This is a genomic window from Sandaracinaceae bacterium (assembly GCA_020633055.1).
Lineage (GTDB): Bacteria > Myxococcota_A > Polyangia > Polyangiales > Houyiibacteriaceae > JADJJE01.
On sequence record JACKEJ010000005.1, the window covers coordinates 477641 to 496864 of the forward strand.

16 protein-coding genes are annotated in these 19224 nt (G+C 71.7%); 5 read left to right on the forward strand and 11 right to left on the reverse strand.

Annotation, left to right across the window (positions count from 1 at the left end; translation table 11 throughout):
* Positions 1-36 precede the first annotated feature (36 nt).
* Complete coding sequence (locus tag H6726_06820; protein MCB9657350.1) at positions 37-468, reverse strand: hypothetical protein; 432 nt, start codon at positions 466-468, stop codon at positions 37-39.
* Positions 465-1259: a hypothetical protein gene (locus H6726_06825; protein MCB9657351.1), complete on the reverse strand. Its 795-nt coding sequence runs from the start codon at positions 1257-1259 to the stop codon at positions 465-467. Before H6726_06825 ends, H6726_06820 begins: the two co-directional genes overlap by 4 nt.
* Positions 1260-1430: 171 nt before the next feature.
* Here H6726_06825 and H6726_06830 point away from each other — a divergent pair, with 171 nt between their 5' ends.
* Together H6726_06830 and H6726_06835 are read left to right on the forward strand one after the other, a co-directional pair.
* On the forward strand, positions 1431-2597 hold the full coding sequence (locus tag H6726_06830) for an acyl-CoA desaturase (protein ID MCB9657352.1): 1167 nt from the start codon (positions 1431-1433) through the stop codon (positions 2595-2597).
* A 29-nt stretch (positions 2598-2626) separates the two neighbouring features.
* Complete coding sequence (locus H6726_06835) at positions 2627-3493, forward strand: MerR family transcriptional regulator (GenBank protein MCB9657353.1); 867 nt, start codon at positions 2627-2629, stop codon at positions 3491-3493.
* Positions 3494-3813: 320 nt separating this feature from the next.
* On the opposite strand, the gene H6726_06840 is transcribed toward H6726_06835, so the two are convergent.
* Both H6726_06840 and H6726_06845 read right to left on the reverse strand, forming a co-directional pair.
* Entirely contained in the window at positions 3814-4446 is a 633-nt protein-coding gene (locus H6726_06840; GenBank protein MCB9657354.1) for a hypothetical protein, read from the reverse strand.
* 162 nt (positions 4447-4608) lie between these two features.
* Positions 4609-5598, reverse strand: coding sequence for an NAD(P)H-quinone oxidoreductase (locus tag H6726_06845; GenBank protein MCB9657355.1), 990 nt, complete (start codon positions 5596-5598; stop codon positions 4609-4611).
* Positions 5599-5759: 161 nt separating this feature from the next.
* On the opposite strand from H6726_06845, the gene H6726_06850 reads away from it, so the two are divergent.
* On the forward strand, positions 5760-6173 hold the full coding sequence (locus H6726_06850) for an SRPBCC domain-containing protein (protein MCB9657356.1): 414 nt from the start codon (positions 5760-5762) through the stop codon (positions 6171-6173).
* Positions 6174-6194: 21 nt separating this feature from the next.
* On the opposite strand, the gene H6726_06855 is transcribed toward H6726_06850, so the two are convergent.
* The 3 genes from H6726_06855 to H6726_06865 all read right to left on the reverse strand — a co-directional run bounded on the left by H6726_06855 (position 6195) and on the right by H6726_06865 (position 9286).
* Positions 6195-7088, reverse strand: a complete 894-nt coding sequence (locus H6726_06855) for a hypothetical protein (protein ID MCB9657357.1) — start codon at positions 7086-7088, stop codon at positions 6195-6197.
* Positions 7089-7211: 123 nt separating this feature from the next.
* Positions 7212-8279, reverse strand: a complete 1068-nt coding sequence (locus H6726_06860) for an ABC transporter ATP-binding protein (protein MCB9657358.1) — start codon at positions 8277-8279, stop codon at positions 7212-7214.
* Positions 8276-9286, reverse strand: coding sequence for an ABC transporter ATP-binding protein (locus H6726_06865; GenBank protein ID MCB9657359.1), 1011 nt, complete (start codon positions 9284-9286; stop codon positions 8276-8278). The genes H6726_06860 and H6726_06865 overlap by 4 nt, the downstream gene beginning before the upstream one ends.
* Positions 9287-9351: 65 nt before the next feature.
* Between H6726_06865 and argG the strand changes: the two genes are divergently transcribed.
* A complete protein-coding gene (argG, locus tag H6726_06870) occupies positions 9352-10707 on the forward strand; it encodes an argininosuccinate synthase (protein MCB9657360.1) in 1356 nt (451 codons plus the stop codon).
* A gap of 472 nt (positions 10708-11179) precedes the next feature.
* Here argG and H6726_06875 read toward each other — a convergent pair whose 3' ends face one another.
* Complete coding sequence (locus H6726_06875) at positions 11180-11884, reverse strand: hypothetical protein (GenBank protein ID MCB9657361.1); 705 nt, start codon at positions 11882-11884, stop codon at positions 11180-11182.
* A 115-nt stretch (positions 11885-11999) separates the two neighbouring features.
* Between H6726_06875 and H6726_06880 the strand changes: the two genes are divergently transcribed.
* The gene (locus H6726_06880; protein ID MCB9657362.1) at positions 12000-12455 is read left to right on the forward strand and encodes a hypothetical protein; all 456 of its coding nucleotides are present in this window, start codon (positions 12000-12002) and stop codon (positions 12453-12455) included.
* A gap of 119 nt (positions 12456-12574) precedes the next feature.
* Here H6726_06880 and H6726_06885 read toward each other — a convergent pair whose 3' ends face one another.
* The 3 genes from H6726_06885 to H6726_06895 form a co-directional block, all read right to left on the reverse strand.
* Positions 12575-16660, reverse strand: coding sequence for a DEAD/DEAH box helicase (locus tag H6726_06885; GenBank protein ID MCB9657363.1), 4086 nt, complete (start codon positions 16658-16660; stop codon positions 12575-12577).
* Between the two features lie 133 nt (positions 16661-16793).
* On the reverse strand, positions 16794-17687 hold the full coding sequence (locus tag H6726_06890) for an NAD(P)H-dependent oxidoreductase (GenBank protein ID MCB9657364.1): 894 nt from the start codon (positions 17685-17687) through the stop codon (positions 16794-16796).
* A gap of 94 nt (positions 17688-17781) precedes the next feature.
* The gene (locus tag H6726_06895; GenBank protein MCB9657365.1) at positions 17782-19215 is read right to left on the reverse strand and encodes a TolC family protein; all 1434 of its coding nucleotides are present in this window, start codon (positions 19213-19215) and stop codon (positions 17782-17784) included.
* Positions 19216-19224 lie beyond the last annotated feature (9 nt).

Below are 19224 nucleotides of genomic sequence, written 5' to 3' on the forward strand. Positions count from 1 at the left end.
ACCGACTGTGGGACGATCGCGCGCCGAGCCCGGCCATCACGCCGACTCGGGCGGTGCCCCTGACCCAGCCTGCACGGCCGCGGGCTCCGGCTGCGTGAAGAGGTAGGCCCAGGCGATGAACACGGCCTGGAACGGGAGCCGCAGCCACGCTGCCCACTCGGGCGCGGGGTGCTCGGGAAAGATCTGGATGCCCTCCAGCGCCATGTAGATGTTCGCCGGGAACACCGCCACGTAGAGCAGGATGAGCCCCCACGCCGCCGCCCGGCGCGTCTGCGGAAGGAGCAGCCCCACGCCGCCCAGCACCTCGAACGCACCACTGACGAGCACGAGCAAGCGCGCGTCGCCGAAGGAGGGTGGGACGATGCGCATGAAGGGCTCCGGCAGCACGAAGTGCAGCACGCCGATGCCGACCATGCCGGCTGCCAGCGCCATCCGCAACGGCGCGCGGGCGCGCTCGAGTCGGGTCATGGCGTCTCACAGCGATAGCGCACGGCATCGAGGGCCGGCTGCAGCGCCGCCAACACCTCGCTCGCCGTGCTGTAGCGCGCGGGCGTGACACCCGAGGCGGGGGCCGACGACGTGGCGAGCGTGGCGGTGACCACACGTGCGCCGCGCGCTTCCAGATCCAGGACCCCGTCCGTGGTGCCCGAGACGACGCAGCCGCTGGAGGTGTCCGTCAACAGCACCACGAGCGTGTCGCTCAGGTCGGTCTCCGTCAGGCCCTCTGCGGCCCGCTGCATGGCGCGTGCGCGGGGCTTGCCCAAGATGACGCCCTGCATGCTCCACAGCGCCCGCAGGACTCCCTCCATCGAAGACGCCTCACGCAAAGGATACTGCTGAGCCAGCGCGTCCACGCCGGGGCAGTCGGGCTCGTCGAAGGTCTGGCTCGGGAACAGCAGGAGGCCCGCTTGGGACGTATCGGGCAATGACGCGATCAAGTCCGCTGCGGCGGTGCTGGCGACGACGTTCAGCGCTGCTCCGTCTCCGCCGGTCGTGAACTCCGCCATCGTGTCCGAGCGGTCCAGCACGAACAGCACGCGCACGTCCTGCGGGTCGTTGAGGCACCCCACGCCGCCGCCGTCGCCGCCGCCGTCCGACGGGTGTCCCTGGTCTTGGCCAGGACCAACCGGCGGCCGCACGAACCCGTCCGTGCTCCCATCGACGGTAGGGGGCGGGGGCGGAGCCTCGGACGAGTCGACGCAGCCAAAGGGCCCCAGCAGAGCCGCGAACAAGATCCCCAGAGTGGCGGCGTGGCGCATCCCGCCAGTGTAGCCGCCCAACCCCGCAAGGCGAATTTCACACAATGTGACACAAACAACCTTGACACTATTCACTGTCACGCTCATAACTGTCTCATACACAGATGACGCAGTTTATGCGTCCGTTCCCGCGGAGCTCGCCAGCGCGGCCCGCCGACAAGGAGAACACCCATGAACCTCCCCCTGAACCGCCACGATCAGGTCGCCCTCGCCACCAACAGCCGCTCGGAGCGCACCTTCGCCGACGAGCGCGAGCGCTATGACAGCCTCGCCAAGGCCCTCGAGGCCATCCGCCTGCGCGAAGAGGCCGCCGTGGGCGAAGAAGACCTGCTCTACATCCGGCGCGTGGACCGCATCTCGCGCAGCGCCGAGGTGATCGGTCGCGCCCTGATCCACTTCAGCTTCGAGCCCATCCTCTTCAGCCTCGGGGTGGGCGCCCTGTGGGTGCACAAGCAGCTGCAGGCCACCGAGGTGGGCCACACCGTGCTGCACGGCGCCTTCGACAAGATCCCCGGTGAGCACCGCTACCACTCCGAGGGCTTCAACTGGCAGGTCCCCATCGACGAGCGCTCGTGGCACCGCGGGCACAACGGCCGCCACCACGGCGCCACCAACGTGGCGGGGCGCGACCCGGACATCCACTTCGGACCGGTCCGGCTCACCGAGGACACGCCCTGGACCCGTTCGCATCGCCTGCAGCTCTTCTACACGCTGTTCGTGCTGTTCCCGAACTTCGGCGCGCTCATGAACCTGCACTTCACCGGAGCGGTCGACCTGCTGCAGGGCAACGGTCGTGAGAGCGAGTTCGACTTCATCCACGACCGCAGCGCCGCGACGAAGAAGGACGTGCTCAAGCGCGTGATGCGCAAGTACGTGCCCTACTACGCCAAGGAGTACGTGCTGTTCCCACTGCTGGCGGGGCCCTTCTTCTGGAAGGTGCTGCTCGGCAACTGGCTCAGCGAGGTGATGCGCGACGTGTACAGCGCCGCCACCATCTACTGCGGGCACGTGGGCGAGCACGTGGCGACCTACCCCGAGGGCACACGCCCGAAGAGCAAGGGGCACTGGTACGAGATGCAGATCGAGGCCAGCAACAACTTCGAGGTGCCGCACGTGCTGTCCGTGTTCTGCGGGGCGCTCGACCGGCAGATCGAGCACCACCTGTTCCCCAAGCTCCCGACGCAGCGGCTGCGCAAGATCGCGCCCGAGGTGCGGGCCATCTGCGCCGAGCACGGCGTGCGCTACCACACGGACAGCTGGCCCCGCACACTCAAGAAGGCGTTCGCGCAGATCGCGCGGCTGAGCGGGCCGGTCGAAGCCCTGCGGGCGGCCGCGTGATGTTGGCCGAAGGAACCGCAGCCAGCGCGGTGAGCACGGACGACGCGCCGGACGTGTCGGACGTCCACGACGCGGCGCATGAGGCCGAGGGCGTAGCGCCAGACCCGCGCGATGGTGTACGAGACAGCATGAGCGCAGGGTCCGACGAGCCCTCCCCCGAGAGCATGACCATCGACGAGCTGGCCGCGCACACGCGCACCCCCAGCCGCACCATCCGCTTCTACCAGGCCAAGGGCGCGCTCATGGCGCCCGAGATCCGGGGGCGCACCGCCTACTATGGGCCTGCGCACGTCGAGCGGCTCGAGGCCATCGGCATGCTCAAGGACCGCGGGCTGAGCATCCGCGCCATCCGCGACCTGATGAGCCGCATCGACCGCGGCGACCTCGACCTGGGCGAGTGGCTGGGCCTCGAGGAGAAGCTCGCCATGCCCTGGTCGGAGGACGCGCCCGTGGTCATGTCGGCCGACGAGCTGAACGAAGCGCTGACGGGCCTGCCCACGGGCACCCTCGCATTGACCGTGGAGTTCGGCCTCGTGGAGCGCCGCGGCGACCGCTACCTGGTGCAGAGCCCGGGCATGCTGCAGGTGCTGCGGCAGGCCCACGGCGCCGGGGTGGACGTGCACCTCGCGGCCGAGGCGGGCGACATCATCGAGAAGCACGCCAAGGCCCTCACGCGGGACCTCGTGGAGCTGTTCATGGCGCACGCCGGGCGCGGCTTCGGCACGTCCAGCACGCCCGAGGCCATCCGCGAGACCATCGCCGCCGTGCGCGCCCCGGCGCGGAGCGCGGTCAGCCTGCTCTTCGCGCGCGCCATGGAAGAGGCGCTGCGCAAGCTGGTGGAGTCGGGCCTCACGCTGGACCCCAAGAAGCGCCGGTCGAGCTCGCGCCGCAGGTGAGCGGTCAGCCAACGCGCAGTCGCACGGGGCGTTGTCACTGGTCCGAGACCGCCTCGAGGGTGGAGGATGCAACGACCAGCGGGATACCGGCGCCCTAGCAGCCCGTTGAAGAACCTTCCCTTCCTCTCGCTTGCAGCCCGAGGCCCACTTGCCGCACGCCTCGGTCGCAGAACCATCGAGGTTCTGCTCCCTCACCGTGCGGCAATTGAGCCCCGGTTGCTGGCGCGATGGAAAGGGTAGTTCTTCAGCGGGCTGCTAGACACGGGTCGTCGTACGGCGCATGGCGCGGGGTCGAACACCAACCTCTCCGAAGCGCTCAGTCACAACGTCAGTCCTTCGAACCAAGAGTCGATCGACGCCTTCGCGATTCCCAGCCCAACCTCTCGGGCACGCTCGACCCCCACGTGGCGGACGAGGTCCTCCAGCGTGATGACCCCCGCCATCTGACGGGTTTTCAGCCTTGCCAGTAGGTCCGGGACGCGAGTCCACGCGTCCCAGACATCCTCGAGAAGGACCAGCAACCACTCCTGCCGTACTGGTCGGTCACATGCGCGGAGCTTCAGCTCAACCGCGGCCCCTCCCCGCCCATTCGCGTCCAAGAGCGCCACCATGCTCCCCGCGAGGGCAGTGTTTCCGTGCGTGAGCCGTACCTCGTTGCCCACGAAGCGATCCGCGAAGTCGGCTGGGCTGAGTCGCGTGCGCCCAAGCTTCAGCTCCATCGCGACGACCTCGCACTCGAGGACCAGTGCGCAGTCGATCTGATGCTGTCCATCGAAGCGTGGCGAGTTGGCCGATCTCTCGAGCGACGCATTCGGTAGGGCGCGGGGGCGCACCTTGCAGTCGACGAAATCGGAAAGCACCATCGCGACCGTTGGACGCGCCGGATTGCGAACGGGGAGGTCCCCGAGGCTGTCGGCAGAACCAATCAGCCCCGCGACGAGTGCCTCACCCATGTGAGAAGGACTCAGCGAAGTAGGTCCGGTGGGCATCCTGGCAGTCTACACGGCGGCCCATCCCGCACGCTCCCCGTCAGGGATCTGCCGTGCGGCGCCTCGACAACCATGCGCTCGCGCATGAGGCGCACAGCGCCGGTCCGCGGTCCGATTCGGAGGCCGTCACCAGGCCATGACGAGCTTGCCGAACGTCTCGTTGGCGTCCATGCGCGCGTGCGCCGCGACGATGTCCGTCATGGGCAACGTCGCGTCGATCACGGGCCGGTACGCGCCGCTGTCGAAGCCCCCGAGCACGTGCTTGGCGAACGACTGCGCCAGCGCGGCCTTCTCCTCCGGCGCGCGGCTGCGCAGCACGGAGCCCTCGACCCGCGCGCGCTTTGGCAACAGGGCGCCGAGGTTGAACTCGGCCTTCACGCCGCCCATCAGGCCGATCACCACCACGCGGCCGCGCAGCGCCAGCGCCTTGATGTTCTCGTTGGCGTAGGCGGCCCCTACGGTGTCCAGCACCACGTCGGCGCCAGCTCCCGCGAGCCGGGCGAGCTCGTCGGCGAAGCGCGCGTCAGTCGTGTGCAGCGCGTAGTCGAGCCCCAGCTCGGTGCAGCGCGCAAGCTTCTCGGCCGTGCGCGACGTCCCGGCGCTGCGGGCCCCTGCGGCCCTGCAGAGCTGGATGGCGGCCGTGCCGACCCCGCTCGCCACCGAGTGGATCAATGCGAGCTCCCCCTGGCGCAGACCGCCCAGCTCGAACAGCGCGTCGAAGGCCGTCAGGAACGCCTCGGGCACGGCGGCCGCGTCCGTCAGCGAGAGCGACGACGGCACGCGGAGAGCCTCGCGCGCGGGCGTGACCACGTGCGTCGCCATACCCGCCCCGGGCACGATGCCCATGACGCGGTCGCCCACCTTCCACTCGCTCACGCCGGGACCCACCTGCTCCACCTCGCCGGCGAACTCGAGCCCCGGCACGTCGGGCGCCACGCCGGGGGGCGCGGGATAGAACCCACGCCGCTGCAGCGTGTCGGCTCGATTCAGCCCCGCCCCGGCCACGGCCACGCGGATGTCCCCGGCTCCAGCGTCCCGGACCTGCACGTCTTCGACCGCGAGGACCTCGGGGCCCCCATGCTCACGAATGCGCACCGCGCGCGCGTTGATGCTCATGCGAGACCCGTAGCACGGGGCGGCTTTGCTGAGCCAGCAGCGTCGGACGCGGACGTCGCGGAGACGGGGGGCCGACGACCAGCACGCGCGGCCCACACCCAGCCAGACGGGCACCGAGCCGAACGGCGCGCCCACCGCCAGCCTGCTAGACTCGGCCCACCATGGAGTACAGCGCCGCAGCCACGATCAACGCCTCCCCCGACGTCGTGTGGGCCCTCCTGACGAACGCCGCAGACTACCCGAACTGGAACCCCACGGTCGTCCGCGTGGAGGGCGACATCGTCGAAGGCCAGAAGATCAAGGTCGTCGCCACCATCAGCCCCGGCCGCGCCTTCCCCGCCAAGGTCACCGAGCTCGTCCCCCGGCGGCGGATGGTGTGGCAGGGGGGCATGCCCCTCGGGTTGTTCAAGGGCGTGCGCACCTTCACTCTCGAGCCCGCCGGCGAGGGCACGCAGTTCAGCATGCGCGAGGTGTTCAGCGGCCCGCTGCTGGGCATGTTCAAGGGCTCCATGCCCAACCTGCAGCCTTCGTTCGACGAGTTCGCGCGGTCCCTCAAGCTGCGCGCGGAGGGCTGACCCAGGCGACTCGGGTCTGCCCTACGAGCGCAAGAGCAGCACGGCGCGCGCGCGCTCCTCACCCATGATGGGGATCGCCACGCCGAACGCCAAGCCAGCGCGCGTCGCGTCTTGGTCCGTCACGCCGCAGTCTTCACCGGAGGGCGTCCACACCCGCGGCTGCCCCGTGAGCGCCGCTTGCGCCGCGACACCCTCACCCGGCATCAGACACGTGGTGCGGCTGGTGCGCCCGAGCGTCTCGAGCCCCACGTCGTGCACCGCCTGATCCAGCCACAAGCGCCCCTGGTCGTCGGGCACCCACACCTCGAGCGCCCGCGCCGGTGGCGTGCTCAGCGCGGTCAGCAGCAACACCACGTGCTCCACGTGCCCGGCGCGCCCGATCGGCACCCCGAGGCCGAGCACCAGCGCGTGCTCCCGCGCGTGGGCCGCGCGCAGGAACAGGGGGGAGAAGCGCACGTCGTCGATGATGTGCGGTAGCTGGCGGTCCCACGTGATGCCGGGCAGCCCGATCCCGCGCGCGAAGCGCGTCGAGCGGCTCGCCATCTCGAACCCGCTCAGCCCACCGTAGAACCCCTCGACCCGCACCAAGTCGTCCTCTGGCGAGGGCTCCCACACCTCCACGCCCCCGCGTCGTCCCGCCTCGCTGTAGCAGCCCAGCACGACCACGGAGGACACCTCTTCGCCTGTGAACAAGGGGAGCGCGACCCGCACGTGCTCACGCCCCTCCGTCGCGAAGCCCGGCCGCCCGTGGGACACCGTGCGCGTGACCAACGCAGCGGCCCCCTCGCGGCCCTGCGGCGCACCCACCTCCGAGATGGTCTGGCCCGCACGGTTCGCCATCATGCAGGTGTAGGCACCGCCTCCCAGCGGCGACCAGACCTCGACTTCGCGGACGAACGCGGCGTACTCGACCATCAGGAATCCCTAGCGCTTCACTGTAGGGAGACACGGACCACGGGACCACGAAAGCTTGCTCACCGTGCCGCAATTTACGCCGCCGACACACCCGCGAAACGGGTCCGCCGCGCGACGACGCGGTCAGGCCTTGAAGCAGGCCACAAAGTGCTTTGGACGCAGCTCCACCAAGGGCGGCGCCTGCTGGTCGCACACGCCGGGTTCGGCCAGGGGACAGCGCGGGTGAAACGTGCAGCCTCGCGGCGGGTCGAGGGGGCTCGGCACGTCGCCCTTGAGCGGTGGGTGCTCGCGGCGCCGCGTCGGGTCTGGCACCGGCGCGGAGGCCAGGAGCGCCTTGGTGTAGGGATGCCGCGGCGCGCCGTAGAGGTCCTCGGAGCGCGCGCTCTCCACCACGCGGCCCAAGTACATGACGGCCACGCGATCGCTGATGAACTCCACCACGCTCAGGTCGTGCGCGATGAACAGGTAGCTGAGGCCCAGGTCGTCCTGCAGGTCCCCCAGCAGGTTGACCACCTGCGCCTGGATGGAGACGTCGAGCGCGCTGATGGGTTCGTCCAGCACGATGAAGCTGGGCTCCACCGCGAGGGCGCGGGCGATGCCGATGCGCTGCCGCTGCCCGCCGCTGAACTCGTGGGGATAGCGGCGCATGTGCTCGGGCCGGAGCCCCACACGCGAGAGCAAGCTCGCCACGCGCTGCTCTTCTTCGCTCGGGCTGCTGACCAGACCGTGGATGCGCAGCGCCTCGGCCAGCGTCGCGCGCACGGTCATGCGCGGGTTCAGCGAGCTGTAGGGGTCCTGGAAGACGATCTGCATGCGCCGCCGCAGGGGCCGCAGCTCGCGCTCGCCGAGCTTGGCGATGTCACGACCCTCGAAGACGATCTCTCCGGCGCTCGGCTCGATGAGCCGGAGCATGACGCGCCCCAACGTGCTCTTGCCGCAGCCGCTCTCGCCCACTAGTCCCAGCGTCTCGCCGCGCTCGATCGCGAGGCTGACGTCGTCCACGGCGCGCACCTCGCGCGTGGGGCGCCCGAGGAGGTCGCGCTCGACGGTGAAGCGCTTGGTGACGTGGGTGACGCGCACCAGCGGCCCGCTCGGCGTCGCCGCGTTCGTCCCGCTAGCCGCGCGCTCGGCTCCCGGCTGGAGCGACGGCACCTCGGCGTTCGTCCCTTGCTGCGTAGCAGGCCCGCTCATGCGTGGGAGCCCTCCAAGAAGCACGCCGCGCGGTGTTCCTGGCTGCCCCCGAGGGCGGGTTCCTCCTCCGCACAAGCGGCCATCGCGAAGTCGCAGCGTTCGCGGAAGCGACAGCCTCCCGAGAGCGCCCGCAAGTCGGGCACCACGCCGCGAATGGTGGCGAGACGCCGCCGGGAGCCGTCGTGCTGCCGCGCGGTCCCGCTCTCGCCCAATGCGTGTATGCCAGGCAGGCTGGCCAGGAGACCGCGCGTGTACGGGTGCCGCGGATCCGCGAAGAGCTGCTCGGTGCGCGCCGTCTCCACCACGCGACCCGCGTACATCACCACCACCCAGTCGGCGACCTCGGCCACCACGCCGAGATCGTGCGTGATGAGCATCACGCTCATACCGGTGTCGCGCTGCAGCTCGCGCAGCAGCGCGAGGATCTGCGCCTGGATGGTCACGTCCAGCGCTGTGGTGGGCTCGTCTGCGATCAGAAGCTTGGGCTGGCAGGCCAGCGCCATGGCGATCATCACCCGCTGCCGCATGCCACCGCTGAGCGAGTGGGGGTAGTCGTCGACACGCTGCGCGGGCGCTGGGATGCCGACCTTCCGCAGCAGCTCCACCGCGCGCGCCCGCGCGGCCGCCTTGCTGAGCCCTCGATGCAGCCGCAGCGACTCGCCGATCTGGTCGCCCACGCGGTACACCGGGTTCAGCGACGTCATCGGCTCTTGGAAGATCATCGCGAGCTCGTTGCCGCGCAGCCCGCGCATCTCACGCTCGCTCAGCTTCAGCAGGTCACGCCCTTCGAACAGGATCTCGCCAGCCTCGAGCCGCCCCGGGGGCTCGGGCACCAAGCGCATGACCGACAGGGCCGTCACGCTCTTGCCGCAGCCGCTCTCCCCCACCACGCCCACCGTCGCCCCCTTGGGGATGGTGATGGAGACGTCGTCCACCGCGCGCAGCGAGCCTTCGTCGGTGTGGAACGCGGTGACGAGGCCGCGGATCTCGAGCAGGTTCTCGGGCACGGGCACGCACCATATCACCGAACCCGGGCGCAGAACGCTGGTTCGTACTATCTTGCCGCCCCATCATGAGCCGCATCTACCGCACCCTCCCTCCCCCTGGCACCAAACTGGGCATCGCCTTCTCCGGCGGGCTCGACACGCGCTGCGCCGTGGCGTGGCTCACGCACCAGGGCCTGGCGGTGCACGCGTACACGGCGGACCTCGCCCAGCCGGACGAGAGCAACGTGGAGGACATCCCCCCGGTCGCGCTGCAGCACGGCTGCGTGGGCGCGCGCCTGGTGGACTGCCGGGACGCGATGGTGCGCGAGGGCATCATCGCCATCCAGTGCGGCGCGTTCCACCTGGGCGTGGGCGGCAAGAAGTACTTCAACACGACGCCCCTCGGGCGCGCCGTGACCACCACCGCCATCGTGCGCGCCATGCGCGAGGACGACGTGCACGTCTTCGGCGACGGCAGCACGCACAAGGGCAACGACATCCAGCGCTTCTACCGCTACGGCATCTTCGTGGACCCCACGCTGAAGATCTACAAGCCGTGGCTGGACCCCAAGTTCGTGGCCGAGCTGGGCGGGCGTACGGAGATGTCGGAGTACCTCATCAAGCACAACCTTCCGTACCGTATGGGCACGGAGAAGGCGTACAGCACCGACGCCAACGTGCTCGGCGCCACGCACGAGGCCAAGGACCTCGAGTCGCTCGGCACCAGCATGAAGATCGTGCAGCCCATCATGGGCGTGGCCCACTGGGATCCGAGCGTCGCCATCGAGCCCGAGACGGTCACCATCGAGTTCGAGGGGGGCGTGCCCGTTTCCATCTCGGGCAAGCGCTTCGAGACCACGTTCGACCTGTTCCTCGAGTGCAACCGCATCGGCGGCCGGCACGGGCTCGGCATGAGCGACCAGATCGAGAACCGCGTCATCGACGCGAAGAGCCGCGGCATCTACGAGGCCCCGGGCATGGCCCTGCTGCACATCACGTACGAGCGCCTGCTCTCGGCCATCCACAACGAGAACACCCTCGACACGTACTTCACCACCGGCCGTCGCCTGGGGCGCCTGCTCTACGAGGGCAAGTGGTACGACCCCGAGGCCATGATGCTGAAGGACGCGCTCACCCGCTGGGTGGCGCCCGGCGTCACAGGCTCGGTCACGCTCGAGCTGCGCCGCGGCGACGACTACACCATCGTCGACACCAAGGCGACGTACATGGCGTACGAGGCGGACAAGCTCTCCATGGAGAAGGTCGAGCAGGCCTACTTCACGCAGGAGGACCGCATCGGGGCGCTCGAGATGCAGAACCTCAGCCTGATGGACAACCGCGCGTTCCTGCTGCACCACCTCGACAGCGTGAAGCGCCTGGGCGCGCCCGCCGACAACACGCTCGGGAAGCTGCTCACCAGCGACGGCGGCGACGAGGGCTGAGGCCTCGGGACGGCGCCGTGGGCGCTCGGGGGCTTCAGAGGCCGTACCAGAAGCCCGCCTCGACCCGGGCTGGGTGGGGCTGGGTGTCCTTGTTGATGGGGGGCACCAGGCTGAAGCCAGGTGCCCCGAGGCTGCAGCGCGACCAGCAAGTCCGCCCCACTGCGGGGGCGGACTACTGGGTCGTGGGCGATGGAAGACCGGAGCCGCGGTATCGCAGCCCGGACCGCACACGGACGGGACGCAGACTCGACCGCGAGGTCGCAGGCTGGTCCCGGCGACCGCTGCCTCGCCGCTCCAATGTCGACCATCACGTAGTCCGCCCCCGCAGGGGCGCGGACTTTCAGCGAGGATCGCGGCTCCGGGGCACCTGGCTTCAGCCTGGTGCCCCCCAACATCCTCGCCAGCTCACCTGTGCCGCCAAGTGCCCGAGGGACCACTCCTCTGGAGCGACGAACGCCGCGCCCGGTCGCGCTCAGCCCCCCAGCTTCCACCACGGCTTCTTGGCCGGTGGGGGCTGGGACGCCTGGGCCTCGAGGGCCGCGACGCGCCCGTGTTGGTCGAGCTTCACGCGCAGCTCGTCCCCGTGCGGCCAGCGCGCCAGCAGCCCTGCTTCGTTCGCCTCCACGTAGAGCCCCTCGCCCACCAGGAACGCAGCCACGGCGCGCTCGTGGTTCAGGTCGAAGCCGGAGACCAGCTGCTGGATGACGTGCGTGGCGCGCGGCACGTCCACCGCCGCGGCCACATGCGGGGGCGTGTCCAGCACGTAGAAGAACACCGCGCCGCCATCGTAGGGCCCGCGATAGTAGGGCAAGCGCCCCACGAGCCCGGAGCAGGCCAGCGCGATGGCGTGGCCGTCCACCAGCTCCATCCGGAAGCGCCCCTTGCACAGCTCGGGGATGCCCTCGGCGTTGCCGTGATCGTGCAGGTGCCGGCTGTACTCGGTGACGCTCTCGGGCAGGCCGCTCTGGGTGTTGGCCCAGGCCCACATGAAGGTGTTGTCGTGGGTGTTCTCGGTGCCGAGGATCTGGACGGCGTGCTTGCGCTTGCGCCCGAAGCTGACGCGTCCCTCTTGCGTGTTCAGCTCCCACTCGTGCGAGCCGAGGTACTCCGCGAGGGCCAGCTGCCGCGCCAGCCCACACCCCACGCTCGACTCCATCAGGTCCAAGAAATTGCTCATCGCGTGCTCGCCTGCTTCCCCCGAGGCCTCAGAAAATTCCACCGATCCAAGGGCTGGAGTATCACCGCCGGGGTGCGCTAACGCCAGCCCGAAGCGGCATGCTAGATTCGGCGGCATGGGTGAAGTCCTTCCTCGCGCGGCCGCTGCGGCGGTCGTCTTGTGGTCTCTCGGTCTGGGAGCGCTCGGCTGCGGAGGCAGCGCGCCGGCCACGGAGACACCGCCCCCACCGACAGGGGACATCACGGTCTCGCCGGGCTTCGGCGACGTCGCGCGCAGCGGCACGGCGGGCGGCCCCGATGGGGAGACGCGCTGCCCGGGCTTCTTCCCCGCGGAGCCCCAGCATCGGCTGACGCTGACGGGCAACCAGCTGGAGATGCACGTCGAGGTCGCCGGTGAGGGCCTCGCGCTGTTCATCCGCCAGGGCAACAACGTGTTCTGCAACGAAGCGGGCGAGAGCCCCACGCAGGTCAGCCGCGGCGCCTGGAGCCGGGGCGAGTACGAGATCCGCGTCGGGACCGTCGCGGCGGGCGGCAGCGTGCCCTACGTGCTGCGCGTCGTCGAAGACCGCTGAGGCCCTTCACGACGGGGGCTGCGCGCGCCGGGCACGTGCCCCGCAGGCGCGGCCGCGTCGTCTGCAGCGAGAGAGAGCACGCAGCGGCTCGCACCGTTCGCGGGGCGCTGGCTTCGCGCTCAGGCCGAGAGCAGCGCGCGCAGCGTGTCGAGGTCCAGCTTCTTGGCGTCGTCGAGCCCCTCGAGCAGATCGCTGCTGAGCTGCTTCTTGCGGCCGTGCAGGGCCAGGATCTTCTCCTCGATGGTCCCCGCCGTGGCCAGCCGGTACACGTGCACTGGGCGGTGCTGGCCCATGCGGTGCGCGCGCCCCGTGGCCTGCTCCTCGACGGCGGGGTTCCACCACGGGTCCACGTGGAACACGTAGTCGGCGGCGGTCAGCGTCACGCCCGTGCCCCCCGCGTGCAGGCTCATCACGAACACGTCGGCCTCGCCCGCCTGGAACGCCGCCACGCGCTTGGTGCGCTCGGCGGCCGCGAGGCTGCCATCCAGCGTGAGCACCGTCAGCCCCTCGCGCGTGAGGCGCTCCTCGATGCGGGCGAGCGCGCCCAAGAACTGCGTGAACACCAGCGGCTGGTGGCCCTCCTCGTGGAGTGCCACCACGCGCTCGGCCAGCACCTCGAGCTTGGCTCCCTCGGGCCCGTGCTTGGGGTCGTGCAGGCGCGGGTCCACGGCCACCTGCCGCAGGCGCATGATCTCCGCCAGGATCTCCACGCGAGCCTGCCCGCTGGGGGCGTCGCGCTGGGACGCCAGCCGCTGCTCGATCTGGCTGCGCAGCGCCTCGTAGTAGGCGCGTTCCTCCGGATGGGGCGTGACCAGCAGCGTGGTCTCGCTGCGCTCGGGCAGCTCGTCCAGCACCTCCGCCTTGGTCCTCCGCAGCAGGAAGGGGCGCAGCCGCTGACGCAGGTCGACGAGGCGCTCGCGCTTGCCCGCGGCGATCGGGTCCACGAACGACCGCGCGAAGGCGCGCTCGCTGCCCAACAGGCCGGGCACCACCGCGCGCATCAGGCTCCACAGCTCGCCCAGGTGGTTCTCCATGGGGGTGCCCGTCAGCCCCACACGGAAGCTCGCCTGCAGCGCTGCCGCGGCCTGCGCGCGCTGCGTGCCCGAGTTCTTGAGCGCGTGGGCCTCGTCGAAGATCACCGTCTCGAAGGGCTTCGCAGCGAGCGCCTCGGCCTGCGTGACCAACACCCCATAGCTCGCCACCAGCACGTCGTGCGCGCCGGCCTGCTCGATGACCTCGGCGCGGTCGCCCGTCTCCCCCAGCGCGGTCACGCGCAGCCGCGGCGCGAAGCGCGCCGCCTCGGACTGCCAGGCCCCCACCACCGAGGTGGGCGCGACGACGAGCGCGGGCCCGCGCTTGGCGCGGTGCAGCAGGAGCGCGAGGGTCTGCACCGTCTTGCCGAGCCCCATGTCGTCCGCCAGGCACGCCCCCAGCTGCGCCTCGCCCAGACGCGCCAGCCACTCGAAGCCCTCCCGCTGGTAGTCGCGCAGCTCGGCGGCGAGCCCGCGCGGCACCGGGATGGTGGCGGACAGCGCCTGTTCGAGCGTCGCGAGCCGCTGCTGGCTGCGCGCGTCGAGCGTGCGTCGGCCGATGTCCTCACTCAGCTCGGCGAGACGGGGGAGGAGCACCGGGTCGGTCACCAGGCCCTCCTTGCGCCAGGCGCCGAGCGCGCCGAAGGCGTCGAGCCTGCGACGGAGCTCGCCCGTCAGCGCGAGGATGGTGTGCTCACTCAGGTGCACGAAGCGCCCCGTGGCCTGCGTGGCCATCAGCTGCTGGTAGTCGACCACCAGGTCCGCGTCGACTTCGACGTCGATCGAAGCGACCAGGTCACGCCCCTGCCCGCGCACCCTCACGCGCAGCGCGTCCACGCCCACCGTGCGCGGCACGGGCAGTGACTTCCCGTCGGGCCAGGCCACGAGCCGCGTCTGCTCGTCGAGCTCGCCCAGCTCGCTCAGCAGCTCGTAGGCCCCAGGCAGGCCCTCAAGCGTGACGGTGTCCTCCTCCCAGTCGAGCGCGGCCAGGCCGGGCGCGGCGACCAGGAGGGCCTGTTTGGCCTGGCGTTCTGCCCCCAGGTGACGCTCCGTGCGGAGCGGCTTTCCATCGACGACGGCCACCATCTGGGCGGGCCCACGCCCGGGGAGCGCCTGGGGACCCCCGAGACCGAGCGGCACCGCGCGCAGCCGCACCTCCAGGCGCTGACCGATGAAGCGGCAGAGAAACGCGAGGCGCGTCTCGGCGGGCACTTGCTCGCCCGCCAGCTGCACGTCCGCTCCAGCGCCGACGCGCACGCGCCGTCCCACCTGTCCCAGCACCTGGCCCAAGCGCGCCGCCCCCGCCGCAGGGACCTCGAGCGAGCCGTTGGTCAGCAGGTGCGCGAGCTGCGCGAGCTCCGCGGTGCGCTCGTACACCACCAAGCGGTCGGGGGGCTGCGGCACCGCCAAGAGCGCGCTCTTCGCCAGCTCGGGAGGATGCAGCGACAGCCGCGTGGCGCCCGAAGCCAGCGCCTCGGCCCGTAGCTCGCCTTCGCCGCGGACCACCTGCAAGCCCTTTCCGTCTACGTCGACGACCGCGTCGTGGCCCACGAGCGCCGTGAGCGCGCTCGGCTTGAGCGCCATGGGCGGCACCTTCCCCCGCCGCGCCCCCCGCGTGGGCTCCTCCGCCTCGGCGTGTGCCAACACGGCGCGGTCCTGGTCGCTCAGGTAGGGGCGCTCGCCCGTCAGCAGCTTCTCGATGCGGACCTCGCGACCCACGCGCGCCGCCGCGCTCTTGAAGTGCAGGGGACGGATGTCCACGCCGCGCTTGGGCACGACCGTCACCTGCCACACCAGGCGCTCCCCGGTGCCGGTCGCGGGTCGCGACGCGCGCCCGGGCTCCTCGGCCGCGAACTGGGCCAGCGCGTCGAGCGCCAGCTCCCACCCGGCGCGCACCTCGTAGGCCGCCACGAGCGACCCAACGGCGGGCGGCGCTCCACCGATGGCGGAGAGCGTCTGCTGGAGGGGCCGCGACGCGAGCGCGTAGCCCCGCGCCTGGGCCTGCGCGTGCCAGTGCGAGAGGGCCCGCACCCGATAGGCGGACGTGTCGGCCGCCTCCGCGGGTGCGCCGTCGCGCCAGTAGCGCAGCAACGCCGCCGTCAGGTCCACCGTCCAGGCGGTCGTGGGCGCGTCGCGCGGTAGATAGCCATCGCTGGGGTGCGGGCGCCCGAACTGGAGCGCGTGGACGAAGCCCTCGAGGCCGTCGTCGTGCGTCACGTGACCGCGCTCGTGGTGCTCGGCGACCAGGCGGGTGGTGAGCCGCACCCAGGCCCCCGCGTCGTCCCCGCTGGCGACCACCCAGCACCAGACGAGGGCGGCGCGCACGTCAGCGTCGAGCGCGCGAGGCTTGCTGGGGTCCTTTCCGTTGACCGTGTCGGCGAGCTTCCGAGCGGCCTTGAAGTCCCCGCTCCACATCGCGTGGACCAGCTCGAGCTCGGCCCGCGCCAGCCGGCCCAGCTTCAGCGCATCGGCGTCGACGACGTCCCCGCGCAGCAGGGCCAGGCGTGCTGCGCGGGCGCGCAGCGTGGGGCTGTCCGACTCGAGGGCCGCCTGGACGACGCTCGCCGCGATGGGCTCGAGCGCGTCCAGGCCGGCGGAGACCAGCGTCCCGAGGCAGTACGAGAGAGCCCGCGGCCCCACGAACGAGAGCCACCGAACGTCAGGCTCTGCGCCGAACAGCTCGCGCACGAAGTCGGCGATCTTGCCTGGCCGCTCGTCGTAGCCGACCCCGATCCAGAAGCGACGCCGAGCCTCCTCGTGGTTTCCCCGCAGCAGCGCGAGCTGCACGGGTACTGCGTCGGAGAGGAGCTGGAGCAGCTGATGGCGCTGCTGATAGCCACGCGCCGTCCCGGACTCGAGCGTATCGACGAGCGCCGCGAGGGCGCCTCGCTCCCACGCAGCCCGCACCACGGGCCAGCGGCGGTCCGGGTCGAACACCAGATAGGCGGCCGTGGCGGTGGTCGGGCGAAGCGCGCCGCGCCGCTCGAGCTCGTCGAGCGCGGGAGCCACGTCGGCGGGCTTCACGCGCCGCCCCGTCTCGTCGCGACCCGACAGCAGAGACACGGCCTCGGCGAAGGTGGTGCGCGACATGAACGGACGCACCAGCGCGGCGTAGAGCTCGACCTCTTCGACCGTGAGGGACGCTTGATCCAATGTCGCCTTGCGGCTCGCCACGGGGGAGGCTTGCCTGGTCCCGAGCCGCCCGTCCAGTGCGCAGCGCACCGCACCAGCAGGGGGACCAACGCCCCGCGAGCGCGGGTCAGCCCAGCTGCGCGAGCGCGGGTCAGCCCCGCTGCGCGAGCGCGGGTCAGCCCAGCTGCGCGAGCGCGTGTGGCCCCAGCTCGGAGAGCGCGGTCGCCAGGGTGGGCGAGGCGTCGACGCGGGCGATGAGCGCCTCCAGCAGCGCACGCCCCAGTGCGGCGTCGTCGCTCGCCAGGACACCATCCAGGCGGGCCAGCACCAGGGCCGGGCCACCGGGCGGGGCGACGCCCAGCGACAGGGCGAGGAGCTCGGACAGCGCGCGCACGGAGCCGTCCACGTCGGCACCTGACGGCGGCGCCGCAGCCGTGTCCCTCCCCTGCCAGAGGCGCGTGAGCAGCAACGGACGGAGCCAGGTACCACGGACCAGCGCGTCGATGGGCGCGGGCAGCTCGCTCCCGGGTGGATCCGACACTGGCTCGCCAGCCTCGCGCGCTTCGCGAGCGTGACGCGCCGCCGCCACCAGCTGAGCGAGCAACCGTCTCGCCGCTTCGTCCAGCCCGGGCCCGCGGGGGATGGGCTCCCCCCCCAGCACCATGGCCTCGAGCGCGTTCAGGGTCTGCGCCAGCGCGGCGAGGCCCCGCAGGCCGCGACCGGGCCCCGCGCTCGCTGCAGTGATGACCACGGGCTTGCGGTACAGCTCGCCCGAGCCGAACACCCAGTCGATGGCGTTCTTGAGCGCTCCGGGGAGGCTGTGGCCGTACTCCGGACACGCGATGAACACGCCGTCCGCGGCGGCGAGCGCCTCGCGCCAAGCGGCCACGCCGTGTGGCGGTGCCCCTTCGTTCGCGTCCTCGTCGAACGGCGGCAGATCCCGTAGTCCCTCGAACGCGCTCAGCACCACGCCCGGCTCGGCCAGGCCAGGCAGTCGCTCGAGGAGCGCGTGATTGCTGGAGCCAGCCTTCAAGCTGCCACACACGGAGAGCAAACGCAGCGTCGCCATCGGAGGAGCGTTGCAGACGCCGGCGCCCGTGGCGACTCGCCCCGTCACGAACCGCGCGTGGCGGACCTCGCGCGGGCGGGCGCGACCCATTCCGTCATGAACAGCGCGTGGCGGCCCCCCAGCGCACGGACTGGTCCCACAGCGCGCGCACGGCTTGCAGCAGCGACATGGCGGCATCGCCGACGGCCTGCTCGCGCATGTTGACGACCAGCAGCGACGTCGCGCCCAGCTCGAAGCGTCGCCTCTCCGCCTCGGCGAGCCGCGCCGTGGTCTCGCTGAGGCGAGCGAGCAGCGCGTGACGCTCGTGCGCCGCCCGGTAGGCGCTCTCGATGTCCCCCAGCTCGGCGCGCAGCTCGTCCTCCATGAGCCGCAGCTCCTGCTCCGCGGCCGTGACGCGGGCCTCCGCCGCGGCAAGCTGCCCGCGCGCCTCGCGCAGGGCGAGGGGCACCGAGAGCTGCAGGCCCAGCTCGAAGACCGTGCCGGGCAGGGAGGTCGCGCCCTCGCCGAAGTCCCGCGAGAGCTGCGCCTGCGCGTCCAGGCGCGGGAGCCGACGCGCCTGCGCCAGATCGCGGGCAACGCGCAGCTGCTCCACCTGCGCGCGCTTGGCCGCGAGGCGCGGGTGACACGCGAGCACGCGCTCGGCGGCGGCCTCCGCGTCCACGGGCGCGTCCGGCACGGGCAGCGCGGCCGGCAGACGCATCGCGGACGGGGGCGCAGGCGCCCCCGCGGCGTTCCGCACGAAGAGCCCCAGCACCAGCGAAGCGGCTTCGACCCCACGGCGCGCCTGGATGACGCAGTCACCCCGCGACAGGACCGAACGCTCCGCCTCGAGCGCCTCGACCTCGGGGATGAGCCCCGCCGCAGCCCGCTGCGTCACGGCGTCCAGGCGCTCCTCGGCGAGGCTGAGCAGCTCGCGGCACACTTGCTCGGCGCGGCCCGCGGCGACCCACGACCAGTACGCTGCCGCCGCGCGCCGCTCCAGCTCGATGAGCGCGAGCGCGCGGGTGTGGCCCGCGGCCGCGACGCCCAGCTCGGCTCGCTCACGTCCAGCGCGCCGCTCGTCGGTCTGGCGGTCACGCAGCAGGGGCACACGCACGCCGACGCGCAGCTCGCCGCGGTCGAGCGTCTGGTCGGAGTAGTACGTGGGGTAGCGCGCCTCCCCGTCGACCCCCTGCCCGTAGCGGTAGCGCGCCCAGAACTCGGCGCCCAGCCAAGGCGTGGGCGCGCGCAGCTCGGCGTCCGCGCGGCGCAGCTCGTAGTACCCCCCTTGCGTGAGCGCCCCCCGCACGCTCAGCGTCGGGTCGAAGGCCCCGCGCGCGCGCAGCAGCTCGGCCTCCGCGACGCTCTCGTTGGCGAGCGCAGCGCTGACGCTCGGGTGGTGCTCCACCGTAGACTGCAGCACGTGCTCGACGGTGAGCGGCCCGTCGGCCTCGCTCTGCGCGCGTCCCTCTTGCGAACACAGCGCCACGAAGGCCGCCGGCAGCCACGCGCAGCGCCTCGCGGGACGCCCACGTCGTGCGCGGCGCATGGACACTCC